Consider the following 23,037-nt stretch of genomic DNA (forward strand, 5'->3'; position numbering starts at 1 on the left):
ATAAGGTCAGCTTTCTTTTTTGTATAAGTGGCAGGCGACAAAACGCCCTGTCTTCACTTCCTCAAGCTCAGGCGTTATTCTGCCGCAGATCTCCATCGCTTCAGGACATCGCGTCCTGAACACACAGCCGCTCGGCGGGTTAAGGGGACTCGGCAGCTCCCCTTTCAGAATGATCCGTTCACGCTTGTCCTCAAGAAGCGGATCAGGAATCGGGATTGAGGATAAAAGCGCCTTCGTGTAAGGGTGAAGCGGTTCCTTATAAAGCGCAGCGCTTTCTGTGATTTCCATCATGCGCCCCAAATACATCACGCCGATCCGGTCGCTGATATGCTTAACCATTGATAAATCGTGGGCTATAAATAAAAATGTCAGCCCTTTCTCTTTCTGAAGCCTTTTTAAAAGGTTGACGACCTGGGCCTGTACGGACACATCAAGCGCGGAAATCGGCTCATCCGCCACGATAAACTCGGGGTGCAGAGAAAGCGCTCTGGCAATCCCGATTCTCTGCCTCTGTCCGCCGCTGAATTCGTGGGGATACCGGCTGCCGAAATCCGGATGAAGCCCGACAGATTCAAGCAGTTCATCGGCCATCATCAGCCGGGCTTTACGTGTATTGTAAAGATTATGGATTTCCATCGGCTCCATAATAATTTCCCGTACGGTCAAACGCGGATTTAACGAGGCGTAAGGGTCTTGGAAAATCATCTGCAGCTTGCGGAAGAGGACGGACCGCTGTTCTGCCGCGGCACGGTGTATGTCCGTCCCTTCATATGATACCGACCCGGCCGTCGGATCATACAGACGGAGAATAACCCTTCCGAGCGTCGATTTACCGCATCCCGATTCTCCGACGAGTCCGAATGTTTCCCCTCTTTGAATGTGAAAACTGACACCGTCGACTGCTTTGACGGCTTTCTTTCTTCCGGCGTCAAAATGCATTTTCAGCCCGCTGACTTCAAGGAGCGGAGATGCCGTCATATTCATTCCCCCTTTTCGCTTATACAGCGGCGTACGGTGCATAATTCTTTTTCATAGACGGTTCCTTTCAAACGCAGCACTTCGATGGCTTTTCCCGTTTTCGGGGAGTGCAGCATCCTGCCGTCTCCAAGCGCCAAACCGACATGGTGAATCGCGCCTTTTCCTTCTTCATAGGCGAAAAACAAAAGGTCAGCCGGCCGGATATCGTTTACTTCTGCGCCGCGTCCCGCTTTTGCCTGGTCCCGGGCATCTCGGGGAAGGGTATAGCCGTTTGCTTTAAATATCGAATACATCAATCCGGAGCAATCAAACCCAAAACCGCTCAGTCCTCCCCATAAATACGGAAGTCCAAGAAACATCATTGCCGTTTCGATGACATCTGCGGCCCGCCCTTCTGTATGCCGAAATTCGTCTGCGTCAGCTTCATTTATGAGCCGTTCCCCGAGCGGCGTCATCACACGAAAAAAGCCTTTTTCACGTCCTGATGCCGGAAGACGCGTTAAGAAACTCACTTCCAAGTCCGGTTCGCCGTTTGTTTGATATAAAAAAGCTGTCGGTTTGGTAATCCAGACGGCGGGAGAAGATGTTTGAAAGCCGGATGCTGAAAGCTGGCTTTTCTTCATCCAGCCCGGATATCCGCGCGCGTCCTTTTTTGAAGGCTGACCGGGAACGGCAACAAAAGCCCATTCTCCTTCTTCTTTGAGAATGATCACCTCTTCCCCGAAAAGCACTTGCGTTTGGACAAGATTGTCCGTGCATAATCGGAGCCGCTCTTCATATCCCATAGCCGCCAGCCATTTTCTGATCTTGGGCGGGTTTTCGAGCATCGGCGCATCATGCGAACGGGGAGATGACGGCAGCGTCCATATGTTGGCTGCCGCCGCTGTTACGGCTGCCCTCATTGTTTCGCCTCCTCTTGCACCGACACACCGGTAATGCCGAGACCCGGTTCATCGGGGATCGTAATCTGGCTGCCGCTGTATATGATGCCGCCTTTAATGAGATCATTTTTCAGCATAAGCGGCGCATCAAAATCAAACTTTGTCACATTGCGTTTGCCCGCTGCAAAATGGGCTGCGGCGGTGATGCCGAGCTTGGTCTCAATCATGCTGCCGACCATGCATTCCACCCCGCACGTTTCCGCCATCGCATTGATTGTTTCCGCCTGCTTGATGCCGCCCGCTTTCATCAGCTTAATATTGATTAAATCGGCGCTTCTTGTCTGCAGCACGCAAAAGGCCTGACGGGGCGTAAACACGCTCTCATCCGCCATAATCGGCGTGTCTACGGCATCGGTGACCTGTTTCAGCCCGCCGATATCGTCTTTGTGAACAGGCTGTTCGACCAGCTCAATGCCGAGTCCGGCGTCTTCCATCTTTCGGATCGCGGCCACGGCTTCTTTCGGCGTCCAGCCTTGATTCGCGTCCAGTCTCAGTTTGACGTTTGCGCCGACACGTGATCTGACCGCCTGAATCCGCGCCACATCGTCTGATATGTCACCTATGCCGACTTTTATTTTTAAAATACGAAACCCTTTATTTACATAATGGTCCGCGTCCCCCGCCATCTCCTCTGGAGAATTGACGCTGACGGTAAAATCCGTTTCCAGTGTATTCCGATAGCCGCCGAGCAGCCGGTAAAGCGGCTGCCCGTGCATTTGCGCCCATCCGTCATATACAGCCATATCTACAGCGGCTTTTGCGCTTTGATTTCTTTCCAACAGCCGGCTGATATCATACAGCACAGCTTCCATGCCGGAAAGGCTCCGCCCTAAGAGAGCGGGCTTCAGCACATCGCAGACTGCGCTTTCAATACCGGCCGCGCTGTCGCCTGTAATCACAACCGTCGGCGGTGCCTCGCCCCATCCGGTCAGACCGTTGTCAAATGTGAGCTTCACAATGACAGATTCAGCATAGTAAACCGTGCGCAAAGCGGTCTTAAACGGCTTTTTCAGCGGGACGGATATCCGCCCCGTTTGAATATCTGTTATTCTCACGCCTGATCACTCCCTTCCGGAAACCCCCGATTCAATCGTTACCGCTTTGGCCGCCGTATCCATAACCGCGCGGGCTCCGATCGGAACGGCGAAGCTCGGTGAACAATGACCGATTTTAAAGCCTTTGAGCGCGGGCTTTCCTGATTTGACAATGTAATCGTTCAGCACTTGCTCTAAAGTAAGAGACTTTTCTTTATTCTTCGGTTCGCATTGGTGAAAATCACAGACCAGAATTCCTGCCGCGTCTGACAGTTTTCCGGCCATTTTTAATTGATTCAGCATTTTGTCGATTTGATACGGCTCCTCATCAATATCCTCGATAAACAGCAATTTGTCTTTTGTATCAACTTCAAACGGCGTGCCGAGTGTCGATGTAATAAGGGACAGATTGCCGCCCGCAAGCTCTCCCTCGGCTCTTCCGTCTGTCAGCACCTCTAATGGGGAAATGTCCTCCGTATAGGTGAATTCCGTTTCTGCGAAAAGCTGGTGATATGACGCCTTTGTCAGCGGATCAGCATCATCAAGCCCGACATCCGTACTCAGCATCGGGCCGTGAAATGTGACGAGCCCCGTATTTTGATGAATGGCGGTATGTAAAAACGTAATATCGCTGTATCCCCAGAAAATTTTCGGATTGCGGCGGATTAAGCCGAAGTCCATATCAGCGGCAATGCGGCCCGTGCCGAATCCTCCGCACGCGCATATCACTGCTTTGACTTTCTGATCGCTAAACATGTCATGAAGATCATCGAGACGCGCGCGGTCCTCTCCCGCCAAATAGCCGTGACGGGCTTTCAGCGCCCGGCCGAGTTTCACTTGAAGACCAAGCTCATCTTCTAAAAAAAGCAGCGCGGTTTGCAGCGTCCTGCTCTCAGGCGGGCTCGCAGGGGCAATCACACCGACCGTGTCGCCTTTTTGCAGTGCTTTCGGTTTATGGTTCATGGCTTTTTCAATCTCCTTTTCCATGGATTGAAAAGTGAAACAGACCGCTCCTTTACCGTCAAAAGAGCGGTATTTGTTTCCGTTGTGATATCAGGACTTTTCCGCCCATTTCAGATCAATGTAACCGACGGGATGCCGGACAATGCCTTTCACGCCGCTGTTTTGCAGATGCACCTGATTGTAAAAATAAATCGGAATGATCGGTGCCTCGTTCATGAGCAGCTTTTCCGCTTTATGCATGAGCGCAAAACGTTTTTTTGCATCGGCTTCCTGTTTTGCCTGCTTGATATATTCGTCGTAATCCGCGCTGCCCCATCCTGTGCGGTTCATGGAATTCCCCGTCTGGAAAGCTTCAAGAAAACTGATCGGATCTGCGTAATCCGGTAAAAATGAGCTTTGAGAGAACTGGAACTTCAGTCCTTTCTGCTCCTCTAAAAAGACGTTCCATTCCATATTGGCGAGCTTAATGTCTATACCGAGCACACTTTTGAGCTTCTGCTGTATCGCTTCCGCTATTTTCTTATGCTCCGGTTTTGTGCTGTATGTCAGTGTGACATCAGGCAGCTTGTCATAATGCTCTTCTGCCATGCCCTTTTCCAGCAGTTTTTTGGCTTCTGATTCATTCGGGGTTAATAAACTGCCGCCCGCTTCGCGGAAATCTTTCCCGTCAGGCTGCGTAAATCCCGGAGATACGAAAGCATGCGCCGGCTTTTCCCTGTTTTTGGTCACATAATCCGTGATTTCTTTTTGATCAATTGCTGCAGCAAACGCTTTTCTGATCTTTTCATTTTGGAACGGCTCCATTTTTACGTTAAAGCGATAGAAATAAAGTCCGGCCTGATCCCACGTGCGGACGTTTTTTCCGCCCATCAGCTGCTCACTCAGCTCTGCCGGCACGAAAGCGGTATCCAAATCCCCCGACTGGAACATTTGATAGTCTGTATTCCGGTCACTGACCATCGCCCATGTGACTTGATCCAGTTTCACCGTCTTTTTATCCCAGTACGTCTCGTTTTTGACCATCGTCATGCTGTCATCATGCTTCCATTCCGTCAGCTTGAACGGTCCGTTGCCGACAAAGGTTTTCGCTTCAGTGAACCATTTCGGATCAGCCTTGGCGGCCCTTTCATTAATCGGGAAATACGCCGGATTGGACACGACGCTCAGAAAATAATCCTGCGGTGCCGCCAATGTGACGACCAGTGTTTTTTTATCTTTTGCCTCAACTTTCACGTCTTCTTTTTTGCCTTTTCCGCTGTTAAATTCTTCTCCGCCCTTGATCATGTAGCCGAGAAATGCGGAAGATGCGCCCGTTTTCGGATCAAGCATCCGTTTCCAGGCGTAGACGAAGTCATCCGCCGTGACGGGATCGCCATTTGTCCATTTGGCATTATCACGGATATTGAAGGTATATGTCAGCTTATCAGCGGACACCTTCCAGCTTTCCGCCATGGCCGGTTCGGGCTTATTATCTTTTCCAAGCCTCGTTAAGCCTTCCATGATGTTATTGAGCGGCTGCCAGGAAACATTATTAAATCCGATCGGCGGATCAAGTGAGGTCGGCTCATTTTCGTTATTGAGCCGGAGCACCGTTTCGCCCCCCTGTTCTTTTGCTTTGCCGGGTTCTGTCCCCGCCTGCTCATTGGCCGTACAGCCCATCAAAGCAAACGAAACAACAGCAATCACTCCGATCGCCCATTTCTTTTTCATTTGAATCCCCCTTTTTCCTCTGCTGCCGTCAGCTGTTTGTGCTTCAGCCGCTCTGCACGGTGATCCTGAAGCCAGCAATTGACGAAATGGCTTTTGGATTTCACGGTTGTTTCCGGATATACCTTTTCACAGACGATCATCCTGTCCGGACAGCGGGCGGCAAACGGACAGCCCGGCGGCGGATCGAATAAATCAGGCGGAGTCCCGTCAATCGGCGAAAGCTCACTGTCCTCCATATCCAGCCGCGGCACTGAGCGAAGCAGCCCCTTTGTGTAGGGATGAGCCGGCCGGTAAAAAATATCATGCCTCGTGCCGATTTCGGCGATTTTTCCCGCATACATGACGGCGACCCTGTCAGCGGTTTGAGCAACAACACCGAGGTCATGCGTGATCAGAATTATAGATACGCCTGTTTTTCTTTGAATCTTCTTAAATAATTCAAGGATTTGCGCTTGAATCGTCACGTCAAGAGCCGTTGTCGGTTCATCGGCGATCATGATTTCCGGCTCACAGATCAGCGCCATCGCGATCACGATCCGCTGCCGCATGCCCCCGCTTAATTGGTGAGGGTACTGCTTCAGGCGGGATTTCGAGTCAGGGATTCCGACCAGATCCAGCATGGCGAGAACCTCGGATTCAGCTTTTTTTCTCGTCATGGCGCGGTGTTCCAACAGCGCTTCCGAAAGCTGATCTCCTATGGTCAACGTCGGATTGAGCGCCGTCATCGGGTCCTGAAAAATCATAGAAATGTCGCGCCCCCGAATTCCCCGCATTTCCCGCTCCGTCATTTGGCAAAGGTCTTTCTGTTTAAATTGTATGCTCCCGGATTCAATCTTTGCCGAATGTTTCGGAAGAAGACCCATCACGGCTTGTGACGTCACGCTTTTTCCGCAGCCCGATTCACCGACGATCGCAAACGTTTCACCTTTATATAAATCAAAGCCGACGCCTCTGACGGCTTTTACGGTGCCGCCGTATGTCGAAAAAGTAACATGCAGATTTTGAACTGAAAGAATTGGCTGCGTCATTTTTCCTACCTCCTCAGTTTCGGATCTAACGCGTCCTGCAGGCCGTCTCCAAGCACGTTAAACGCGTACATCGTTAAGGAAATGAAAAAGGCGGGGAAAAACAGCCGCCACCAATGGCCTGATAAAATCGCCGGAAGCCCGTCGTTTGCCATGACGCCCCAGCTTGCAAACGGCGCCTGAATGCCGAGTCCGAGAAAACTTAGAAATGATTCCGCAAAAATCGCCGCCGGCACCGTCAGCGTCATCTGGACAATAATAGCTCCCATCGTATTCGGCAGCAGATTTTTCTTAATGATCCGAAATGTTTTCGCTCCAAACGTTTTCGAAGCAAGCACGTGTTCATCATGCTTCATCCTCAGCACCTGCCCTCTGACAATCCGCGCCATGCCGACCCATCCCGTCACGGTCAGAGCGACGATGATGGAACCGAGCCCCGGCCCCATCATCACCATTAACAAAATGACAACGAGCAGATACGGCAAGCCGTAGAGAACCTCGATGATTCTCATCATGGCGCTGTCTGTCCGCCCTCCTTTGTAGCCGGCGATGCCGCCGTAAATGACGCCGATCAAAAAGTCGATCAACGCCGCCATCACACCGACAAATAAAGAGATCCTCGCTCCGTACCACGTTCTTGTAAACACGTCCCGCCCAAGCTCATCGGTTCCGAACCAATGTGAAAAAGACGGCGGAAGATTCTGCTCGGCGAGCGTCTGCCTCGTCACACTGTGCGGTGATATCAGCGGACCGAACACAGCCGATAGAAACAGGCAGCATAAAATCACAAGGCCGGCCATCGCCAATTTGTTCTTTTTAAGCCTCCGCCACGCATCCTGTGTGTAAGACAGACTCGGGCGCTTCACCGACTCGGTTTCACCCTTTCTTTCCAGGCCCGGCTGAAACCAGTCATCTGGCACTTCTGTGTGTTTTACCGTTTCTTGCGGGAGACTCATCAGACTCACCCTTTCTTATGAAGTTTTATGCGCGGATCCAGCAGGCCGTATGCCAAATCAACCAGAAACAGCATGACGATCAGAATCACACTGTAAAAAACGGTCGTTCCCATAATCACCGGGTAGTCACGCTGATTGATGCTTTCCACGAAATATTTGCCCATTCCCGGAATGGCAAAGATTTTCTCGATGACGAAACTGCCCGTCAGGATACTTGCGGCAAGCGTGCCGAGTACTGTCACAACGGGCATAAGAGCATTTTTCAAGGCGTGTTTGATGATAATTTTGACAGGGGAAAGACCTTTTGCTTTTGCCGTGCGGATATAATCCTGAGTCAGCACTTCGGCCATGCTTGACCTTGTCAGCCTCGCGATAATGGCCATAGGGCCGACGGCAAGCGCAACAGTCGGCAGCACCATATGAATGGGGCTCGTCCAGGTGGCTGCCGGAAACCATTTCAGATGAACCGCAAATTGCTGAATCAGCAGTGTCGCCATAATAAAATTCGGAATGGAAATCCCCAGCACCGCAAGGCTCATGGCTGCATAATCGAGAAAGCCGCCGCGTCTGAGAGCGGCCGTTATGCCGAGCGCAAGTCCTGAAATAACAGCGACAATGATCGCCGTTATGCCAAGCTCAAAGGAAACGGGAAATCCGCGTTCAAGCATGGCGTTTACACTGTCTGACGGTTTTTTGATTGAAGGACCGAAATCAAAGGCGAGAATGGATTTTAGATAAATGGCGTATTGAGTGATAAGAGGTTCGTTCAGATGGTAGTAGGATTCGAGATTTCGCTGGACCGCTTCGTTTGTGCCCCGCTCCTCGTTAAAAGGCGAGCCGGGTATCACTTTCATCATGACAAATGTCAGAGTGGTGATGACGAGCACGGTCACAATCATGGCGATAAAACGTTTGATAAAATACCGCAGCATGCCGTTCACCCCTTTAACAGAATGTTGTTCTCATGGCGAGTTCTGTCATGACGAGCATGGCCTGATAAGCTTCCGGCATGTCTTTTGCCTGAAATTGAACGGTTGTCGTTCCCGGTACAATTTCTGTGCCCGGCATTAAATGGGCCCATTCAGCCTGTCCGTAGTTGGCAAATTCAATGCCTAATACAGGTCGATCAGGCGGTGTCAGCGGCTTGACCTTATCTTTATTTTTGAGCGCATAAGCTGTTTTTTCCGTCAGGAGCCGCCCGGCTTTTTGAGGAGACAGGCATTTGACAGCGGTTCTTGAAATGGATTGTTTGACGGCGGCAGTCGTCACATTCGGTATCAGCTCCTCCGCTTCTTTTGCGGCGCAATCGTCTCCGGCTGCCATGATAACCGGGACGCCGTAAAATCCGGCGAGGTAGGCATTCAGCCCCAGTTCACCGACCGGCTGATCATTTATGTAAAAATGGCGCACGCCGAAAATCATGCTGTGTGACATGACGCCCGGCATCGAGGCTCTTGCATGATAGCCGATAAACATCACGCCCGAATATGATTCATCAAGCCCCTGCATCATAGAAAACGGCTTGACATCCCCCGTGATCAGCTCTGCCTCAGGATGAAGTTTTTCTGCAAGCAGATTATTCATCTTAGAGTGGCTGTCATTCACAGTCACTTCCGTGCATCCGTTATTAAACGCTTCAGCGATGCACCAGTTTGCTTCTTCAGTCATCAGAACCCTGCCGCGCTCATAATTGTGCATGCGGGAATTGACAAATGTTTCATCCGGCAGTCCGGAAATCCCCTCCATGTCTACAGATAGATACAGTTTCATATAATGCCTCCTTTTTTATTTAAATTCCGATATTAAATTATGAATATTCTAACAAATTATATTAAAAAAGGATGAAACATGCAATATACCATTATGCCTTTATAGGAAAAAACAAACCCTTTTCACAGGGAAAAGGGTTTGTTGATAGAAAAAGTTACATACTGTTTTTGTTTATAGGGTGACCCTGAAACTGTCTGACCGCACTTCTGTATTCGCGATCGGGAATGACCTGATGCCTGATCGGTTCAGGAGCCTGCGGCGAAGGCTCTTCAGCCGCCTGCCTGCGTACGGCATGCGGTTTATGCGCCAGCTTATGTCCCATGCCGGTCGCATTCATGACAAATGATAAACACACTAAAAGCAGGCTAAAGATAAAAGCAATTAGAAACAGATCGCTGTATGTCCCCATCAGCTGGTCATGCGGCGATTGTGTGCTGCGCGCGCCCCAAAGCGTGCCCGAAGCATCTCTTTTCGTAAAATACCCGATTAATACAGGCGCGCCCATATAAATGAACAGCCGTAAAAACTGAACGGCCGTCATGCGTTTCACCAGTTCCGGAAGCGGTCCGCCCAACGCGGCGCCCATCAGTCCGGCCGCCACGATAAGCCCTGTCCCTGCCGCCAGCATCACGAAAAGACCCGCAAATAGAATAAGCGGCAGATGATGATCCGTCGTCATCCATTGAAAATTCACGAACACCAATATAACAGAGCCTGTTATGCCGAGCATGCCCGGGCCGACTTTATCATATGCTAAAGCACTGATGACAGCGGCAACGGCCACGCCTCCCAAAAGGCTCGCATATAAGAATATTAACTGGGTTTGTGACAAATGGTATGCGGTCTGAAGCTCCCCGTGAAATGCAGAAAGACTGACCGCTATGGAAATGCTGCCCGCAGCGATCATGAAAACACCCAGAATCGGCTTTGGAATAAGCATAAGTTTAATCGAAATCAGCGCATGTTCGTTTCTGTACTGCATAATCAGCAGGATCAGCAGAATGACGAAGCTTCCGCCAAATCCCGCCAATGTATGCCAAGACGAAAAGCCCCATTTCGGCAGATGAATAAACGTATAAGCGGTCAGCACGGCTGATATACCGGCCAAAAGAAAACCGATGCCGTCAAATGGAGATTTTTCAGCATTTTTATGAGCATCATCCCGCAGCCACATATAACTGAAAATCAAGCCGAATAGAGACAGCAGGCAAAAAATGATAAACAGCCAATGCCAATGGCCGGCGCTTGCCGCCGCCGTGCCTAATACGGTCCCCATTATGACGGCTCCGTAAAATCCGCCGATTAATACAAATAATGCGTAATTGCGCCGCTCAATCGGAAACGAAAGCACCAGCATCGGAATCATAATCATCAGCATAGTGCCCGCCGCAGCTCCCTGCAGCAAACGGCCCGCAGCGAGCAGGTAAATATCATTCGTCACAGCAGCAAGCAGCGCACCGATGACAGCTGCAGCCATCGAAATCATATAGACAGGCCGGGAGCCGAACCTTTTTCTTAAATACGGCCCAGCCGGCACAAATAAGGCGAATGCCATATTACCGATAATAATCGGATGAAAAGAGTCAAAGTTTTCCCCGCCGACCGTCTGCCGGACAAGGCTTTGGACAGCCGCAAGAGCGGTGTTCGACATCAGTCCCGGCCCGACCGCCAGCACAGCAAGCAGAGAAATAATCCAGTGATGTTTTTCTTTCATTTGACAGCCCCTTTCTAAAATTTGACAAAGTGAAAAAGCTAACAGATTTCCCCCATTAGCTTGACAGAATTTTCATATCTTTTCATGTGAAGGATTGAACATAATATCTTATTTATTATTTCAAATCCGATGGAAATTGTCAATATAGAGCGCAGCCATCCGATTACGTCTTTTTCACAATTTCCCACAATCTTTTCATTATTATCCCACATTTTTTGTTTAAGATGGAGTCAGTAATAATAGGCAAATCATGCTATGATGAAATAGAGAAACGGAGTGAACATGATGGATAACTATCGTGATGAAAATCGGACAGACCAAAAAGAACAGGAAGTCCTTTTAGTAAAAGAAAATCAGCAGCCGGCGAGATATTCCGCGTCGGACGATGACAAGAAAAAACGAAGCTTCGGCTGGTTCAGACCGCTTCTCGGCGGGGTGATCGGCGGGGGGCTCGCCCTCGGCATCTATACATTTACGCCGCTTGGAGACCATCAGACTCAAGATACTTCAAATCCGGCTCCCGCTCAGGAAACGTCTTCAGTAACCGCTAAGCAGACATCTTCTGATTCCGGCAGCGGCAAATCGGCAAACAGCTCATCCGCAAATTCAAGCAGCATTTCGAATATGGTGGAAGACATTTCACCGGCGATCGTCGGAATCACCAATCTGCAAAAGCAGCAAAGCAGTTCAGATTTATTCGGATTCGGTTCAGATTCGAACTCAAATTCATCGGGTGAAGATGCGGAAACAGGCTCAGGTTCAGGCGTTATCTTTAAAAAAGCAAACGGCAAAGCGTATATTATTACGAATAACCACGTGGTTGAAGGCGCCTCTTCTCTTAAGGTGTCATTATATGACGGGACCGATGTAACAGCTAAACTCGTCGGCCGTGATTCGCTGACAGACTTGGCCGTGTTAGAAATCAGTGATAAACACGTAACAAAAACGGCAAGCTTCGGCAGCTCATCCGCTCTCAGAACGGGTGAATCCGTGATCGCCATCGGTGATCCCCTCGGCAAAGACCTTTCCCGCACCGTCACACAGGGGATTGTGAGCGGCTTAAACAGAACGGTCTCGATTTCCACGTCAGCCGGCGAGTCAAGCATCAACGTCATTCAAACCGATGCCGCCATCAATCCCGGAAACAGCGGCGGACCGCTCTTGAATACAGACGGCAAAATCATCGGCATCAACAGCATGAAAATCAGTGAAAATGATGTAGAAGGCATCGGCTTTGCGATTCCGAGCAACGATGTAAAACCGATTGCCGAAGAGCTTCTCACGAAAGGACAGGTGGAGCGCCCTTATATCGGGGTGAGCATGATCGACTTGGAGCAAGTGCCGCAAAACTATCAGGAAGGCACACTCGGCCTATTCGGCAAACAGCTGAATAAAGGGGTTTACATTCGCGAAGTGGCGCAGGGATCCCCTGCAGCCAAAGCCGGATTAAAAGCAGAAGACATCATTATCAGCTTGAAAGGGAAAGAAACTGACACGGGCAGCGAACTTCGCAATATTCTCTATAAGAATACGAAAGTCGGCAGCACCGTTGACGTGAAGATTATCAGAAACGGCAAGGAAATGACGAAAAAAATGAAACTGACTCAAAAAGAAGAAACATCGTCTTAACAAAAATCCAAGGCAGCGGCCTTGGATTTTTTTACATCAATAATGAAACTTTAAAGCGCAGACCGTCCGTATGAAAGATTGTACAAAGGAGGATACATACCTATGAAACATACCGGACTTTTGCTGGTCGTTACCGGCCTTATCTTATTGCAGCTGAGCATTCAGCTTCCTCAGCAAAACGTTGCTTGGGGCGTGACGCTGGGTGCAAGCATTTTTTTGAACCTGACGGGAACCGGCTTGATCATGCGCTCTCTGCACATCCAGACCGGCCGCAGATGAATGAAAAAAGCCGCGGGACACTCTGTGTTCTTGCGGTTTTTATTTTTGACATAAAAGCACCCTGCCCGGGTGGCCGGACAGGGTGTTTCGGTTAAGACATATGCTGATCCCGATAAACCTTTTCGTTTTTAATGCCGTACGCTTTTTGCACGATATAGAGCGGACGGTCTTTTGCTTCATCATAAATCCTTCCGATATATTCGCCGATTATTCCGAGCATTAAAAGAACGATGCCGCTGAATAACAGCTGTATCACAATCAGAGAGGACCAGCCCGTTATGGTGCTGTCTGTAAAGAGTTTCATATATAAAACGATAAACATATAGAGAAAACCCGCCCCGGACATCATCATTCCCGCGTAGCTTGCCGCCTTGAGCGGTTTATGGGAGAACGTTGTGATACCGTCCATGGAAAGCTTCAGCATTTTTTTAAGCGGGTATTTCGTTTCTCCCGCAAGCCTCTCATCACGTTCATATTCAACAGCAGTCTGCTTAAAGCCGACCCAGCTGACGAGCCCTCTGACAAAAGGATTTTTCTCTTTTAATCTTTTCATTTCGTCACAGACTTTTCGGTCAAGCAGGCGGAAATCTCCGGTATCGAGCGGAATATCAATATCAGTCACGCTCCGAAGCAGCCGGTAAAACATAGAAGCCGTCTGTTTCTTGAAAAAGGTTTCTCCCTTTCGTTTTGTTCTGACGGCGTACACGACATCGTAGCCTTCTTTCCACTGTTCAATCATATCAAGGATTAGTTCGGGAGGGTCCTGCAAATCGGCGTCAATGACGACGATTGCATTTCCCTCTGCGTAATCCATGCCCGCGGTGATCGCGATCTGGTGTCCGAAGTTTCTGGAAAAATCAATTATTTTCACTCTCGGATCAATCAGACTGTGTTCTCGTAATATTTCAATACTGCGGTCTTTGCTTCCGTCATTAACAAAGATTAATTCATAATGGTCTTTTGTTTGATCCATGACTTCTTTCAGACGCTGATAGGTTGTCTGAATGACGGGTTCTTCGTTATACACCGGGACGACAATTGAATATTGAATATGTCTGCTCATATTTTTTCCTCCTATTCATCAGATTGCAGTTCGTATAATGAAGCTGACTGATTCATTCCGCCGGGGCCGCCGCCCATCCGGCTGTTTTCACCTGAGGTCTTGCTGCGCTTTGTATCAGCTGCATCATGATTTTTCGTTTTCTGATCTGTGCTTGTTTGCCATTTATCTGAAGATACTTTCTTACCGTTATTCTCAACCCATTCAACAATTTCGTTGTTTCCGCCTTTGCCCATTCCGGATGTTAAGAAGTATTTTACTTTCCCTTCTTTTACGAGCTTTTTAAATTGAGTCAGCGTGATGGCCGGATCAGATCCGCTGAATCCGCCGATCGCCATGACCGCTTTTTTCGTTTTGATAATGTAAGGCGCCGCGGTGTTGGAATCCGTTGTTGCAAATAGATAGTCCGCTCCGGCGTTATGTTTCTCTAAATAGCTGATCAGTTTTTTATTTACAGAGGCGTTATTCATTCCCATGCCTTTCCCGCTTGTTGACGCAAGCTGGGGGCCTGTTTCAGGCAATGAGCTGTTGCCCCCGTACAGAAGCGGTGTGCTCGCCCAATATAACGGCATCACCAGCAAGACGAGAAGAGCGGCAAGTGACAGATAATAACCGAACGGTTTTTGGCGCTGTTTGAACACGGACAGAGCGATTGCAGACAAAGCTCCGATAACGCCAACACCGATGCTCCAGCCTGCGCCGATTTGATCAATCCAGTTTCTGAGGATAAACAGCTCAAATCCGGTTGTCACAAGAATGGCGGCCGGCAGAAGCCAAGACTTCCAGCCTGTCTCCGTGCGGTACAGATGAACGAGGGCGACCCATCCCGCACCGGCAAGAGCAGCAATCGGAGGGGCCAGCATAATGAGATAATAATGGTGGAAAAATTCCGCCACACTGAAGAATCCGGCAATCGGCACTAGCCATGCTGCCCAAAAGATCGTTTCCTTCTGTTCTTCTGACAATCTTCTTCTTTCTCTCGCTCCGGCGATCAGTAAACCGGCCATTCCAAAAATCGCAAACGGCAGGAGCCAGCTGATCTGATCAGATAATTCTTGTTGGAAGAGCCGCAGCGGACCGGGGGTTCCCGTCCCGAACATTCCTGAACCTGATTGCATTTTTGAGCTGGTGCCTGCGCCTCCTTTTCCTCCGCCGCTTGGAGGGCCTCCTTGACCGCCGCTTGGCATTTGCCCGTTAGATGGAGGTGCCGTCATGTTGCCGTTTTGAGATTTGCCTTCGTTTGAAGACTGTCCGGGCGGCGCCTGCAGTTGTGAAGAACCGGCGGAAGAAGCCTTTTCTTTCGAAGCGTTTCCGTGCGGCATGCCCTGACCGCCGCCCGAACTTTGGCCTGTCAGCCGCTGAATCCCGTTATATCCGAAAGCCAATTCCAATACGGAGTTGGTCTGGCTGCTTCCGACATATGGCCGTTTGCCGGCAGGGATATTGTCAACAATGAGCGGCCACGATAACGAAACAGCCGCTAATACGGCCAGCGCGCTTACCAATGAAATGATTTTTTTCTTAATGGTTGTGTTTGCCGCAATCATATAGAACAGCAAGAAAGCCGGTAAAATCATATAAGCCTGAAGCATTTTTGTATTAAAGCCTACCCCGACGACAAAGAACGCCGCCAGAAGCCAAATCAGTTTTCCTTTTCGAATCGCTTTAAAGAGGAGCCATGTGGCGAACAGCAGGAAAAAGACAAGTAAAGCATCGACATTGTTTGTCCGCGCGACCGCTGCAGCGATCGGGGTGCATGCCATGACAAATGAGGCGATGCGGGCCGCCGTTTTTCCGAACGTCGGCTTTATTAATAAGTACATGAATAGAACCGAGCCTACACCCGCCAATGCCTGAGGCAGGATGACACTCCACCCGTGCATACCGAATATCAGCGCGCTGATCGTTTGAATCTGGTATGTAACAGGCGGTTTATCTACCGTGATAAATCCGGCTGCGTCAAATGAAGCGTAAAAGAAATTATGAAAGCTTTGTAGCATACTCGTTACCGCTGCGGTGTAATAAGGGTTCACCGTATCGTCATTCCAGATGTTGTACATATTCAAGAATGCGGAAACGAGTAAAATGAGGATTAAGACTGCGTCTATCTCGCGTTTTTTCATTTTCACCTGTATTTCACTCCTTTGGTTGAACTTTGAACAAGTGTAACAACCAAATGTGAAAAATTTATTAATAAACAAAGACAATTATTTTGCCGTTGACAAATGGGTAAAAAGAATGACAAAACGGTTTTAGAAAGCAAAAAAAGATGCCTCCCTCAAGCCGCGGGAGGCATCTGTCATTATTCCTGATTTATTGAATCGGTTTCAGCCGCGCTTCTATTTCAGAACGGCGGTGTTCGAGATAAGGCGGAAGCGCCACCGTTTTGCCGAGCTCCTCAGGTTTTTCATCAACCATAAATCCCGGACCATCCGTTGACAATTCAAACAGAATTCCGTTCGGTTCCCGGAAGTACAGCGCTTTGAAATAATAACGCTCTACGATGCCTGAGTTGCTGAAACCTTCTTTTGTAATGATGCGGTGCCATAAAGCAAGCTCCTCTTCATTCTGAACGCGGAAGGCCACATGGTGGACGCTGCCTTTCCCCGGACGCTCTCGCGGAAGATCGTTTCTTTCAATCAGATGGACTTCCGTGCGCGCGCCTCCGTTTCCTGATTCCAGCACTGTAACTGTGCCCCGGTCTTCATGGGTTTCTTTTCCGATTTCAGTGAAGCCGAGCACATCGGTTAACACACGCAGCGTCGGCTCCGCATACGGGACAGTCAATTCAACGGGACCAAGACCGCGGAAAGAATATTCTTCCGGAATGCCGCTTTGTTTCACCGCTTCACCGATGTCTTTTCCTTTTTCGTCAGCCGTCAGTACAAGCCGCTGTCCTTCATGATCCTGAAAAGCGAGTGTCTCTCTGCCCGCTATTGTCACGATGTCGCCATGAGCGACCTGATGCTCTTCGAATCGTTTTTTCCAATATTGCAGCGCTTGTGCATCCGGGACACGCAGGCCGATTGAAGAAATACTGTTTGTTCCCGCATGAAACGGCGCAATCCGCGGAATTTCGAAAAACGTCAATTCAGATCCCGGATTGGCTGTTTCATCACCGTAAAACAAATGATACATCGTCGGTTCATCTTGGTTTACGGACTTTTTCACAAGTTTCAGTCCCAGGATGTCCCGATAGAAATCTAAATTTTTCTGCGCATCAGCCGTCATTGCTGATACATGGTGTATTCCGTTAACTTTCATTATGTTATCCTCCACTCAATTATCTCGATTTCGAGATATTTTATATATACAATTTATGTTATCCGGAGCATAAAGTCAACACATCTGCTTTGCCGACGGTCTGCAGATTTCCGTCTTCAAAATAACGAACTATAGAAATTTTAAAACTCTTAATGTTCGTTTTTAAAATAAGATATTTTTCTTATCAAAAGCGAAAACCTTTGTTTTTAAGCCAAAAGCCGAAATCAGAAAATTTATTTTATTCGTGTTTCAGCAATTAGGGTTTACAATATGGAAAATAGTTTTTTCAGCATGACGATTTTACATCTGGAGGGAAAGGATATGCAGATTGAAGAAAACGGACTAAAAAAAGAGATCGGCCTTACCATCGCCCTCTCACTTGTTATCGGCACCATCATCGGTTCCGGCGTATTTATGAAACCAGGCGCCGTGCTTGCCTACTCCGGTGATGCAAAAACCGCGCTTATCGCGTGGCTGTTAGGAGGCATTTTGACGCTTGCAGGCGGCTTGACCGTTGCGGAAATCGGCACTCAGATTCCGAAAACGGGCGGACTCTATACATACCTTGAAGAAGTGTACGGCGAATTTTGGGGCTTTTTATGCGGCTGGGTGCAAATCATCATTTACGGACCCGCGATTATCGGAGCAATCGGCTTGTATTTCGGCTCTTTGATGGCGCACTTGTTCAATTGGGATTCCGGCTGGTCTAAATTGATCGGAATTGCAGCCGTTTTGTTTTTAAGCATCATTAATATTATCGGAACGAAATATGGCGGCATCGTCCAGGGAATTACGACGGTCGGCAAATTGATTCCGATTATCTGCATGATTGTGTTCGGCCTTTGGAAAGGCGATCAGCATATTTTCACAGCCGTTACAAGCAGCATGTCAGAAATGAATTTCGGCGCTGCCATACTGGCTACCTTGTTTGCCTATGACGGCTGGATTCTGCTTGCGGCTCTCGGCGGTGAAATGAAAAACCCGGAAAAGCTTCTCCCGAGAGCGATGACGGGCGGACTCTTGGTTGTCACCGCCATTTATCTTTTCATTAACTTCGCACTGCTGCACATTCTTCCCGCGACCGACATTGTCAAACTCGGTGAAAATGCCACAGGCACCGCTGCCGGAATGCTGTTTGGCGGTATCGGAGGAAAATTGATCAGCGTCGGGATCATCGTCAGCATTTTCGGCTGTTTAAACGGAAAGATTCTCGCTTTTCCGCGTGTCTCGTTTGCAATGGCGGAACGGAAACAGCTGCCGTTTGCCGGACAGATTTCACGGGTGCATCCGACGTTCCGCACTCCTTGGATTGCCGTGTCATTTCAGATCGCGCTGGCTATTATTTTTATGATCATCAGCAACCCTGATAAGCTGTCTGAAATCTCTATTTTCATGATTTATATTTTTTACGTCATGGCCTTTTTCGCCGTTTTCATCCTAAGAAAAAAAAGCGGCGGAAAACCGCGCGCCTACAGCGTGCCTCTGTATCCGGTCATTCCTGTTTTGGCCATAGCGGGTTCACTGTTTGTGCTGATCAGCACGATCATTACAGATACACTGAGCTGCGGGCTTTCCATCTTGATCGGTCTTGCCGGACTCCCGCTTTATTTTTGGCTGAAAAACCGCAGAAATGACTGACAAAAACGGTTCCTTTTACGGGAGCCGTTTTTTTTCGGCAAAATCACGTGCAAAAGTTGACAGCAAATTCACATCTTTTGTTATACTTTTTAAGCAAGATGTCTGAATTCGAAGTATGTTACGTTTTTTTGGCAAAGTGGGTAACATAAGAAAAACAGGATGAGACACGTTTTTACGAAAAAATCAAGAGGCGTTTTTTTCGACTTCATCTGTTTTTTTTCGACAAAAGGCTATATAATAATTTGATGTGTGCATTGTCTCATTCAAACAATGGAGGGTTTTTAATGATAAAAAGAAAAAAAGATAAGTTCTCACTCCTTTTAACAGAAATCGCAAAAAATATAGATGAAACTGCAGAGTATTTTGTGAACTTTAAAGTCACAAACCAAACAACACTTAAAGAATTTGCAGATACGTTAAAAGAATACGAAACAAAAGGTGACAATCATGTTCATGTCATGATTAAAGAGCTTAACAAAGCATTCATCACTCCTATTGAACGCGAAGATATCCTTCAGCTGACAAACAGCCTGGATGATGTGCTTGACGGAATTGAACATTTCTCTGCCATGATGGAGATTTTCTCAATTACTTCATCAGACGAGCATATCGACAAATTCAGCGGATACATTAGAGAATGTGCGAAAGAAATTTTAATTGCAACTGAGCTGTTGGCAGAAAACCGCTTAAAGGACATTCAGCCTCACGCCATCAAAATTAAAGAGTATGAGCACAACTGTGACAACCTGCACAGAAAATCATTAAAAAATCTGTTCGGCACAGAAACCGATCCGATTAAAGTGATTCAGTACCGCGAGATTTACGAAACGCTTGAGGAAATTGCCGACTCTTGCCAAAGCGTTGCCAATAACCTTGAAACCATCATTATGAAAAACGCGTAACGAGGGGTTATAATGGATACTCTATTACTTTTAACGATATTAATTGTCATTTGCGCTTTGGTATTTGACTTCATTAACGGATTTCACGATACCGCCAACGCAATCGCCACCTCAGTTTCGACAAAAGCGCTGAAGCCGCGGCACGCGATTATCATGGCCGCCATCATGAACTTTCTCGGAGCCATGACGTTTACCGGTGTGGCGAAAACCATTACGAAAGATATTGTGAATCCTTATACATTAGACAACGGATCGGTTGTCATTCTTGCTGCTTTACTCGCCGCAATCGCCTGGAACTTGATCACATGGTATTTCGGCATTCCGAGCAGCTCTTCACATGCGATTATCGGAGCGATCGCCGGTGCGGCTATTGCAGCATCAGGTTTTGCGACGCTTAATTATAAAGGGTTCATTAAAATTATCGAAGCACTTATTTTATCACCGATCATCGCCTTTGTTCTCGGCTTTATCGTATATTCGATCGTGAAGCTGATTTTTAAAGACAGCAATCTGGCGAAAACAAATAAACGCTTCCGCAGAGTGCAGATTTTGACGGCTGCCATTCAGTCCTATACACACGGAACAAACGACGCGCAAAAAGCGATGGGTATCATTACGATGGCGCTTATGACGGCCAATTTACATAAAAGTGATACGATTCCTTTCTGGGTGCAGCTCTCCTGTGCCCTGGCAATGGGTCTCGGCACATCCATCGGCGGCTGGAAAATCATTAAAACCGTCGGCGGTAAAATTATGAAAATCCGTCCGGTAAACGGCGTATCTGCCGACTTAACCGGCGCAGCCATTATTTTCGGGGCCACGTTTATTCATCTCCCTGTCAGCACGACGCACGTCATTTCGTCTTCCATTCTCGGTGTGGGCGCTTCCCACCGCGTAAAAGGCGTAAACTGGGGAACGGCTAAACGGATGCTCATTACATGGGTCATCACCCTGCCGATTGCAGGCACACTCGGCGCCATCGCCTTTTTCATCTTAGATCTCTTTTTCTAATGACGGCATCCGCTTCTTTACAGAAGCGGTTTTTTTGTGACAGGAAAATGATGTCATGACATAGAATGAACATAGCAGACCATTTTTCGAATTGTGAGGGATGCTCATGCTCATGTTTTTTCAGATCATGGTGTGGACGATGGCCGCCGCACTCATTTTATATGTGTACGCATCCTGGCGGTTTGAGGCAAAGGTAAAAGAAAAAATGTTTGCCATCCGTAAAACGTGGTATTTACTATTTGTACTGGGCTCCATGGTCTATTGGACATATGATCCCGAATCGCTCTTTTCCGCATGGAGACAATATTTGATTGTTGCCGTCTGCTTTGCTCTTATTGATGCGTTTATCTTTTTGAGCGCATATATCAAAAAGCTCGCCGGCAATGAATTAGAGACGGATACGAGGGAGATTTTGGAAGAAAACAATGAAATGCTTCACTCCTACCTTGAAAAACTGAAAACCTATCAATATCTGTTGAAAAATGAACCGATCCATGTATATTATGGAAGTACAGAAGCTTATGCAGAAGGCATCAGCAGACTGCTGGCCGCTTATGCAGAAAAAATGAATGTCACGGCTTCATTGTGCGACTATTCGGCACAGTCGGATAAGGACCGCTTGACGGAGCATATGCCTGATGCGGCAGACGTTCAGTCCCGCCTTAACCGAAAAGACGTCTACTATGATCAAAAGGGCAGGCTTGTGCTTATTCCGTTTACAGTCCAGGACCGCCATTATGTGATCAAACTGACGTCAGAAAACCTGTTGACGGAATTCGATTATTTGCTTTTCACATCGCTCACGAGCATTTATGATTTAATGCTGCCAATAGAAGAGGAAGGTGACGAATAATGGAGCAGGCATTTCAAAACGGGCAGCCGGAACAAAGAGCGAAACCGTTCAAAATGTTTAAAAAACGCTCAATGACAAGTATCGCAAGTTACCAGGTCAGCCCTCATACCGCCAGAATTTTCAAAGAAAACGAACGGCTGATTGACAAGTATAAACAAAAAAAAGCTTGATTACACTAAGGACAGGAGACACGGCTCTTGTCCTTATTCCTTTTTTCCTTATATTTCATATAATAAAATCAACAAAGAGATGCGACAGGTGATGATGTGAAGAAAATTGTAAGGCGCGTAAAGTTTGTGGATTACGGACGGTTCGGGCTTTCCGCTTATTCTCTGAGGATGCGGGCGAGGAGTCTCGGGCTATTGAACCGATTAAAAAAGAAGAAAGGCTGAATCCCGTAATGTGATCGGGACCCAGCCTTTTATTTTTTAAAGCTGCATCAGAATTTTCGCTTTTACAGCGGGACCGTAGATGCCGTCAGACGGCAGTCCGTTTACAGATTGGAATCGGGCCACGGCATTTGCGGTTTTCGGTCCGTAGATGCCGTCAATGCCGTTATTGACAGCTCCTTTTTCAGGATAAAAATAAAGCGTGGCGAGCGCGTTTTGCACCTGGTATACTTTTTCACCGGACGTGTACGGCTCTGTCAGCTGAATCACCTCATCTGGAAGAGGATACAGTGCTTCAACCGGCGGGCTGACAAACAGCACTTGTCCGACTTTAATCAAATTCGGGTCTGCGATGTTATTCCATTTCTGAAGATCAGCCACACTGACGCCGAATTTTCGCGCGATGGCCGACAGCGTATCTCCTTTTTGAACAGTATACGTCTGTCTTTCCTCAGAACCGATTCCCGCTTTAAACTCGTCCCATGTATCCAACAGTCTTCTCGGACAAAGCTTTCCTGACCAATGTTTGTGCGCAACGACATTTGAAAGCGGGATGCCGTGCGACGTCATTAATGTGCGGATGAGCCATTGGGCGTTTGCCACGGCCTTTGAAAAGTTGCCATCGGCGTTTTCACAAATTTCAATACCGATAGATTTGCGGTTGCCGTCCCCGTTTCCGTCTCCGGCATGCCATCCGCTTTCGTTGAGCGGAAGATGCTGATAAATTTCCGTATCATCGACTGTGAAATGCCAGCTTGTCGGCGTATCGGGGTTTTTCACATAGTTTGCGTGACTTTTGGCGTTAGCGCCGGCTGCGGTATTGGCCGTATTGTGCACCGTAATGTAAATCGGTGTCATTGCATAGCCGGGGCGGTTATTGTTTCCTGCCGGGATAAAATCCTGTGTGATTTTTACCATGTT

The 23,037-nt window shown here is 48.1% G+C and carries 22 protein-coding genes; 8 read left to right on the top strand and 14 right to left on the bottom strand.

The genetic code is table 11. The annotated features are described in order from the left end of the window. Positions 1-6: 6 nt before the first annotated feature. From Y79_RS0103275 to Y79_RS0103320, 10 genes are all read right to left on the bottom strand, one after another. Positions 7-978: an ABC transporter ATP-binding protein gene (locus Y79_RS0103275; protein ID WP_016936410.1), complete on the bottom strand. Its 972-nt coding sequence runs from the start codon at positions 976-978 to the stop codon at positions 7-9. A 2-nt stretch (positions 979-980) separates the two neighbouring features. After that, a complete protein-coding gene (locus tag Y79_RS0103280) occupies positions 981-1,880 on the bottom strand; it encodes a C40 family peptidase (RefSeq protein WP_016936411.1) in 900 nt (299 codons plus the stop codon). Beyond that, positions 1,877-2,974, bottom strand: a complete 1,098-nt coding sequence (locus Y79_RS0103285) for a mandelate racemase/muconate lactonizing enzyme family protein (protein ID WP_016936412.1) — start codon at positions 2,972-2,974, stop codon at positions 1,877-1,879. Before Y79_RS0103285 ends, Y79_RS0103280 begins: the two co-directional genes overlap by 4 nt. Before the next feature lie 6 nt (positions 2,975-2,980). Continuing rightward, complete coding sequence (locus Y79_RS0103290) at positions 2,981-3,940, bottom strand: S66 peptidase family protein (RefSeq protein WP_016936413.1); 960 nt, start codon at positions 3,938-3,940, stop codon at positions 2,981-2,983. Between the two features lie 66 nt (positions 3,941-4,006). Then, on the bottom strand, positions 4,007-5,626 hold the full coding sequence (locus Y79_RS0103295; RefSeq protein WP_016936414.1) for a peptide ABC transporter substrate-binding protein: 1,620 nt from the start codon (positions 5,624-5,626) through the stop codon (positions 4,007-4,009). Beyond that, positions 5,623-6,654: an ABC transporter ATP-binding protein gene (locus Y79_RS0103300; protein WP_016936415.1), complete on the bottom strand. Its 1,032-nt coding sequence runs from the start codon at positions 6,652-6,654 to the stop codon at positions 5,623-5,625. The genes Y79_RS0103295 and Y79_RS0103300 overlap by 4 nt, the downstream gene beginning before the upstream one ends. Positions 6,655-6,659: 5 nt before the next feature. Beyond that, entirely contained in the window at positions 6,660-7,607 is a 948-nt protein-coding gene (locus Y79_RS0103305) for an ABC transporter permease (protein ID WP_016936416.1), read from the bottom strand. Positions 7,608-7,612: 5 nt separating this feature from the next. Beyond that, positions 7,613-8,539 (bottom strand): ABC transporter permease, encoded by a 927-nt coding sequence (locus Y79_RS0103310; RefSeq protein ID WP_016936417.1) that lies wholly within the window; start codon positions 8,537-8,539, stop codon positions 7,613-7,615. A gap of 13 nt (positions 8,540-8,552) precedes the next feature. After that, positions 8,553-9,377 carry a M55 family metallopeptidase gene (locus Y79_RS0103315; protein WP_016936418.1) on the bottom strand — a complete coding sequence of 275 codons (825 nt, stop codon included), beginning with the start codon at positions 9,375-9,377 and terminating at the stop codon, positions 8,553-8,555. A gap of 154 nt (positions 9,378-9,531) precedes the next feature. Next, positions 9,532-11,091, bottom strand: coding sequence for an MFS transporter (locus Y79_RS0103320; protein WP_016936419.1), 1,560 nt, complete (start codon positions 11,089-11,091; stop codon positions 9,532-9,534). A gap of 285 nt (positions 11,092-11,376) precedes the next feature. Between Y79_RS0103320 and htrA the strand changes: the two genes are divergently transcribed. Then, positions 11,377-12,720 (top strand): serine protease HtrA, encoded by a 1,344-nt coding sequence (gene htrA / locus Y79_RS0103325; protein WP_016936420.1) that lies wholly within the window; start codon positions 11,377-11,379, stop codon positions 12,718-12,720. Between the two features lie 102 nt (positions 12,721-12,822). Then, the gene (locus Y79_RS1000000121440) at positions 12,823-12,999 is read left to right on the top strand and encodes a hypothetical protein (RefSeq protein WP_016936421.1); all 177 of its coding nucleotides are present in this window, start codon (positions 12,823-12,825) and stop codon (positions 12,997-12,999) included. Between the two features lie 91 nt (positions 13,000-13,090). Here the strand turns inward: Y79_RS1000000121440 and Y79_RS0103335 are convergent, their stop codons facing one another. The 3 genes from Y79_RS0103335 to Y79_RS0103345 all read right to left on the bottom strand — a co-directional run bounded on the left by Y79_RS0103335 (position 13,091) and on the right by Y79_RS0103345 (position 17,323). Then, positions 13,091-14,062 carry a glycosyltransferase family 2 protein gene (locus Y79_RS0103335; RefSeq protein WP_016936422.1) on the bottom strand — a complete coding sequence of 324 codons (972 nt, stop codon included), beginning with the start codon at positions 14,060-14,062 and terminating at the stop codon, positions 13,091-13,093. An 11-nt stretch (positions 14,063-14,073) separates the two neighbouring features. Further along, entirely contained in the window at positions 14,074-16,188 is a 2,115-nt protein-coding gene (locus Y79_RS0103340) for an ArnT family glycosyltransferase (protein WP_016936423.1), read from the bottom strand. A 184-nt stretch (positions 16,189-16,372) separates the two neighbouring features. Further along, a complete protein-coding gene (locus tag Y79_RS0103345) occupies positions 16,373-17,323 on the bottom strand; it encodes a ring-cleaving dioxygenase (RefSeq protein WP_016936424.1) in 951 nt (316 codons plus the stop codon). Between the two features lie 321 nt (positions 17,324-17,644). Here Y79_RS0103345 and Y79_RS0103350 point away from each other — a divergent pair, with 321 nt between their 5' ends. The 6 genes from Y79_RS0103350 (at position 17,645) to Y79_RS1000000121150 (ending at position 22,119) form a co-directional block, all read left to right on the top strand. Further along, a complete protein-coding gene (locus Y79_RS0103350) occupies positions 17,645-18,961 on the top strand; it encodes an APC family permease (protein WP_029575218.1) in 1,317 nt (438 codons plus the stop codon). A 284-nt stretch (positions 18,962-19,245) separates the two neighbouring features. Next, a complete protein-coding gene (locus tag Y79_RS0103355; protein ID WP_016936426.1) occupies positions 19,246-19,863 on the top strand; it encodes a DUF47 domain-containing protein in 618 nt (205 codons plus the stop codon). Positions 19,864-19,875: 12 nt separating this feature from the next. Continuing rightward, positions 19,876-20,874, top strand: a complete 999-nt coding sequence (locus Y79_RS0103360; RefSeq protein ID WP_016936427.1) for an inorganic phosphate transporter — start codon at positions 19,876-19,878, stop codon at positions 20,872-20,874. Positions 20,875-20,980: 106 nt separating this feature from the next. Beyond that, positions 20,981-21,727 carry a type II toxin-antitoxin system SpoIISA family toxin gene (locus Y79_RS0103365; protein ID WP_016936428.1) on the top strand — a complete coding sequence of 249 codons (747 nt, stop codon included), beginning with the start codon at positions 20,981-20,983 and terminating at the stop codon, positions 21,725-21,727. Continuing rightward, on the top strand, positions 21,727-21,897 hold the full coding sequence (locus tag Y79_RS0103370) for a type II toxin-antitoxin system SpoIISB family antitoxin (protein WP_003154807.1): 171 nt from the start codon (positions 21,727-21,729) through the stop codon (positions 21,895-21,897). The genes Y79_RS0103365 and Y79_RS0103370 overlap by 1 nt, the downstream gene beginning before the upstream one ends. A 96-nt stretch (positions 21,898-21,993) precedes the next feature. Next, positions 21,994-22,119, top strand: coding sequence for a hypothetical protein (locus Y79_RS1000000121150; RefSeq protein WP_141228459.1), 126 nt, complete (start codon positions 21,994-21,996; stop codon positions 22,117-22,119). Positions 22,120-22,155: 36 nt separating this feature from the next. Here Y79_RS1000000121150 and Y79_RS0103375 read toward each other — a convergent pair whose 3' ends face one another. Continuing rightward, positions 22,156-23,034 (bottom strand): N-acetylmuramoyl-L-alanine amidase, encoded by an 879-nt coding sequence (locus tag Y79_RS0103375; RefSeq protein WP_016936429.1) that lies wholly within the window; start codon positions 23,032-23,034, stop codon positions 22,156-22,158. Between the last annotated feature and the right edge of the window lie 3 nt (positions 23,035-23,037).

Origin of the sequence: Bacillus siamensis KCTC 13613 (assembly GCF_000262045.1) — a bacterium.
Lineage (GTDB): Bacteria > Bacillota > Bacilli > Bacillales > Bacillaceae > Bacillus > Bacillus siamensis.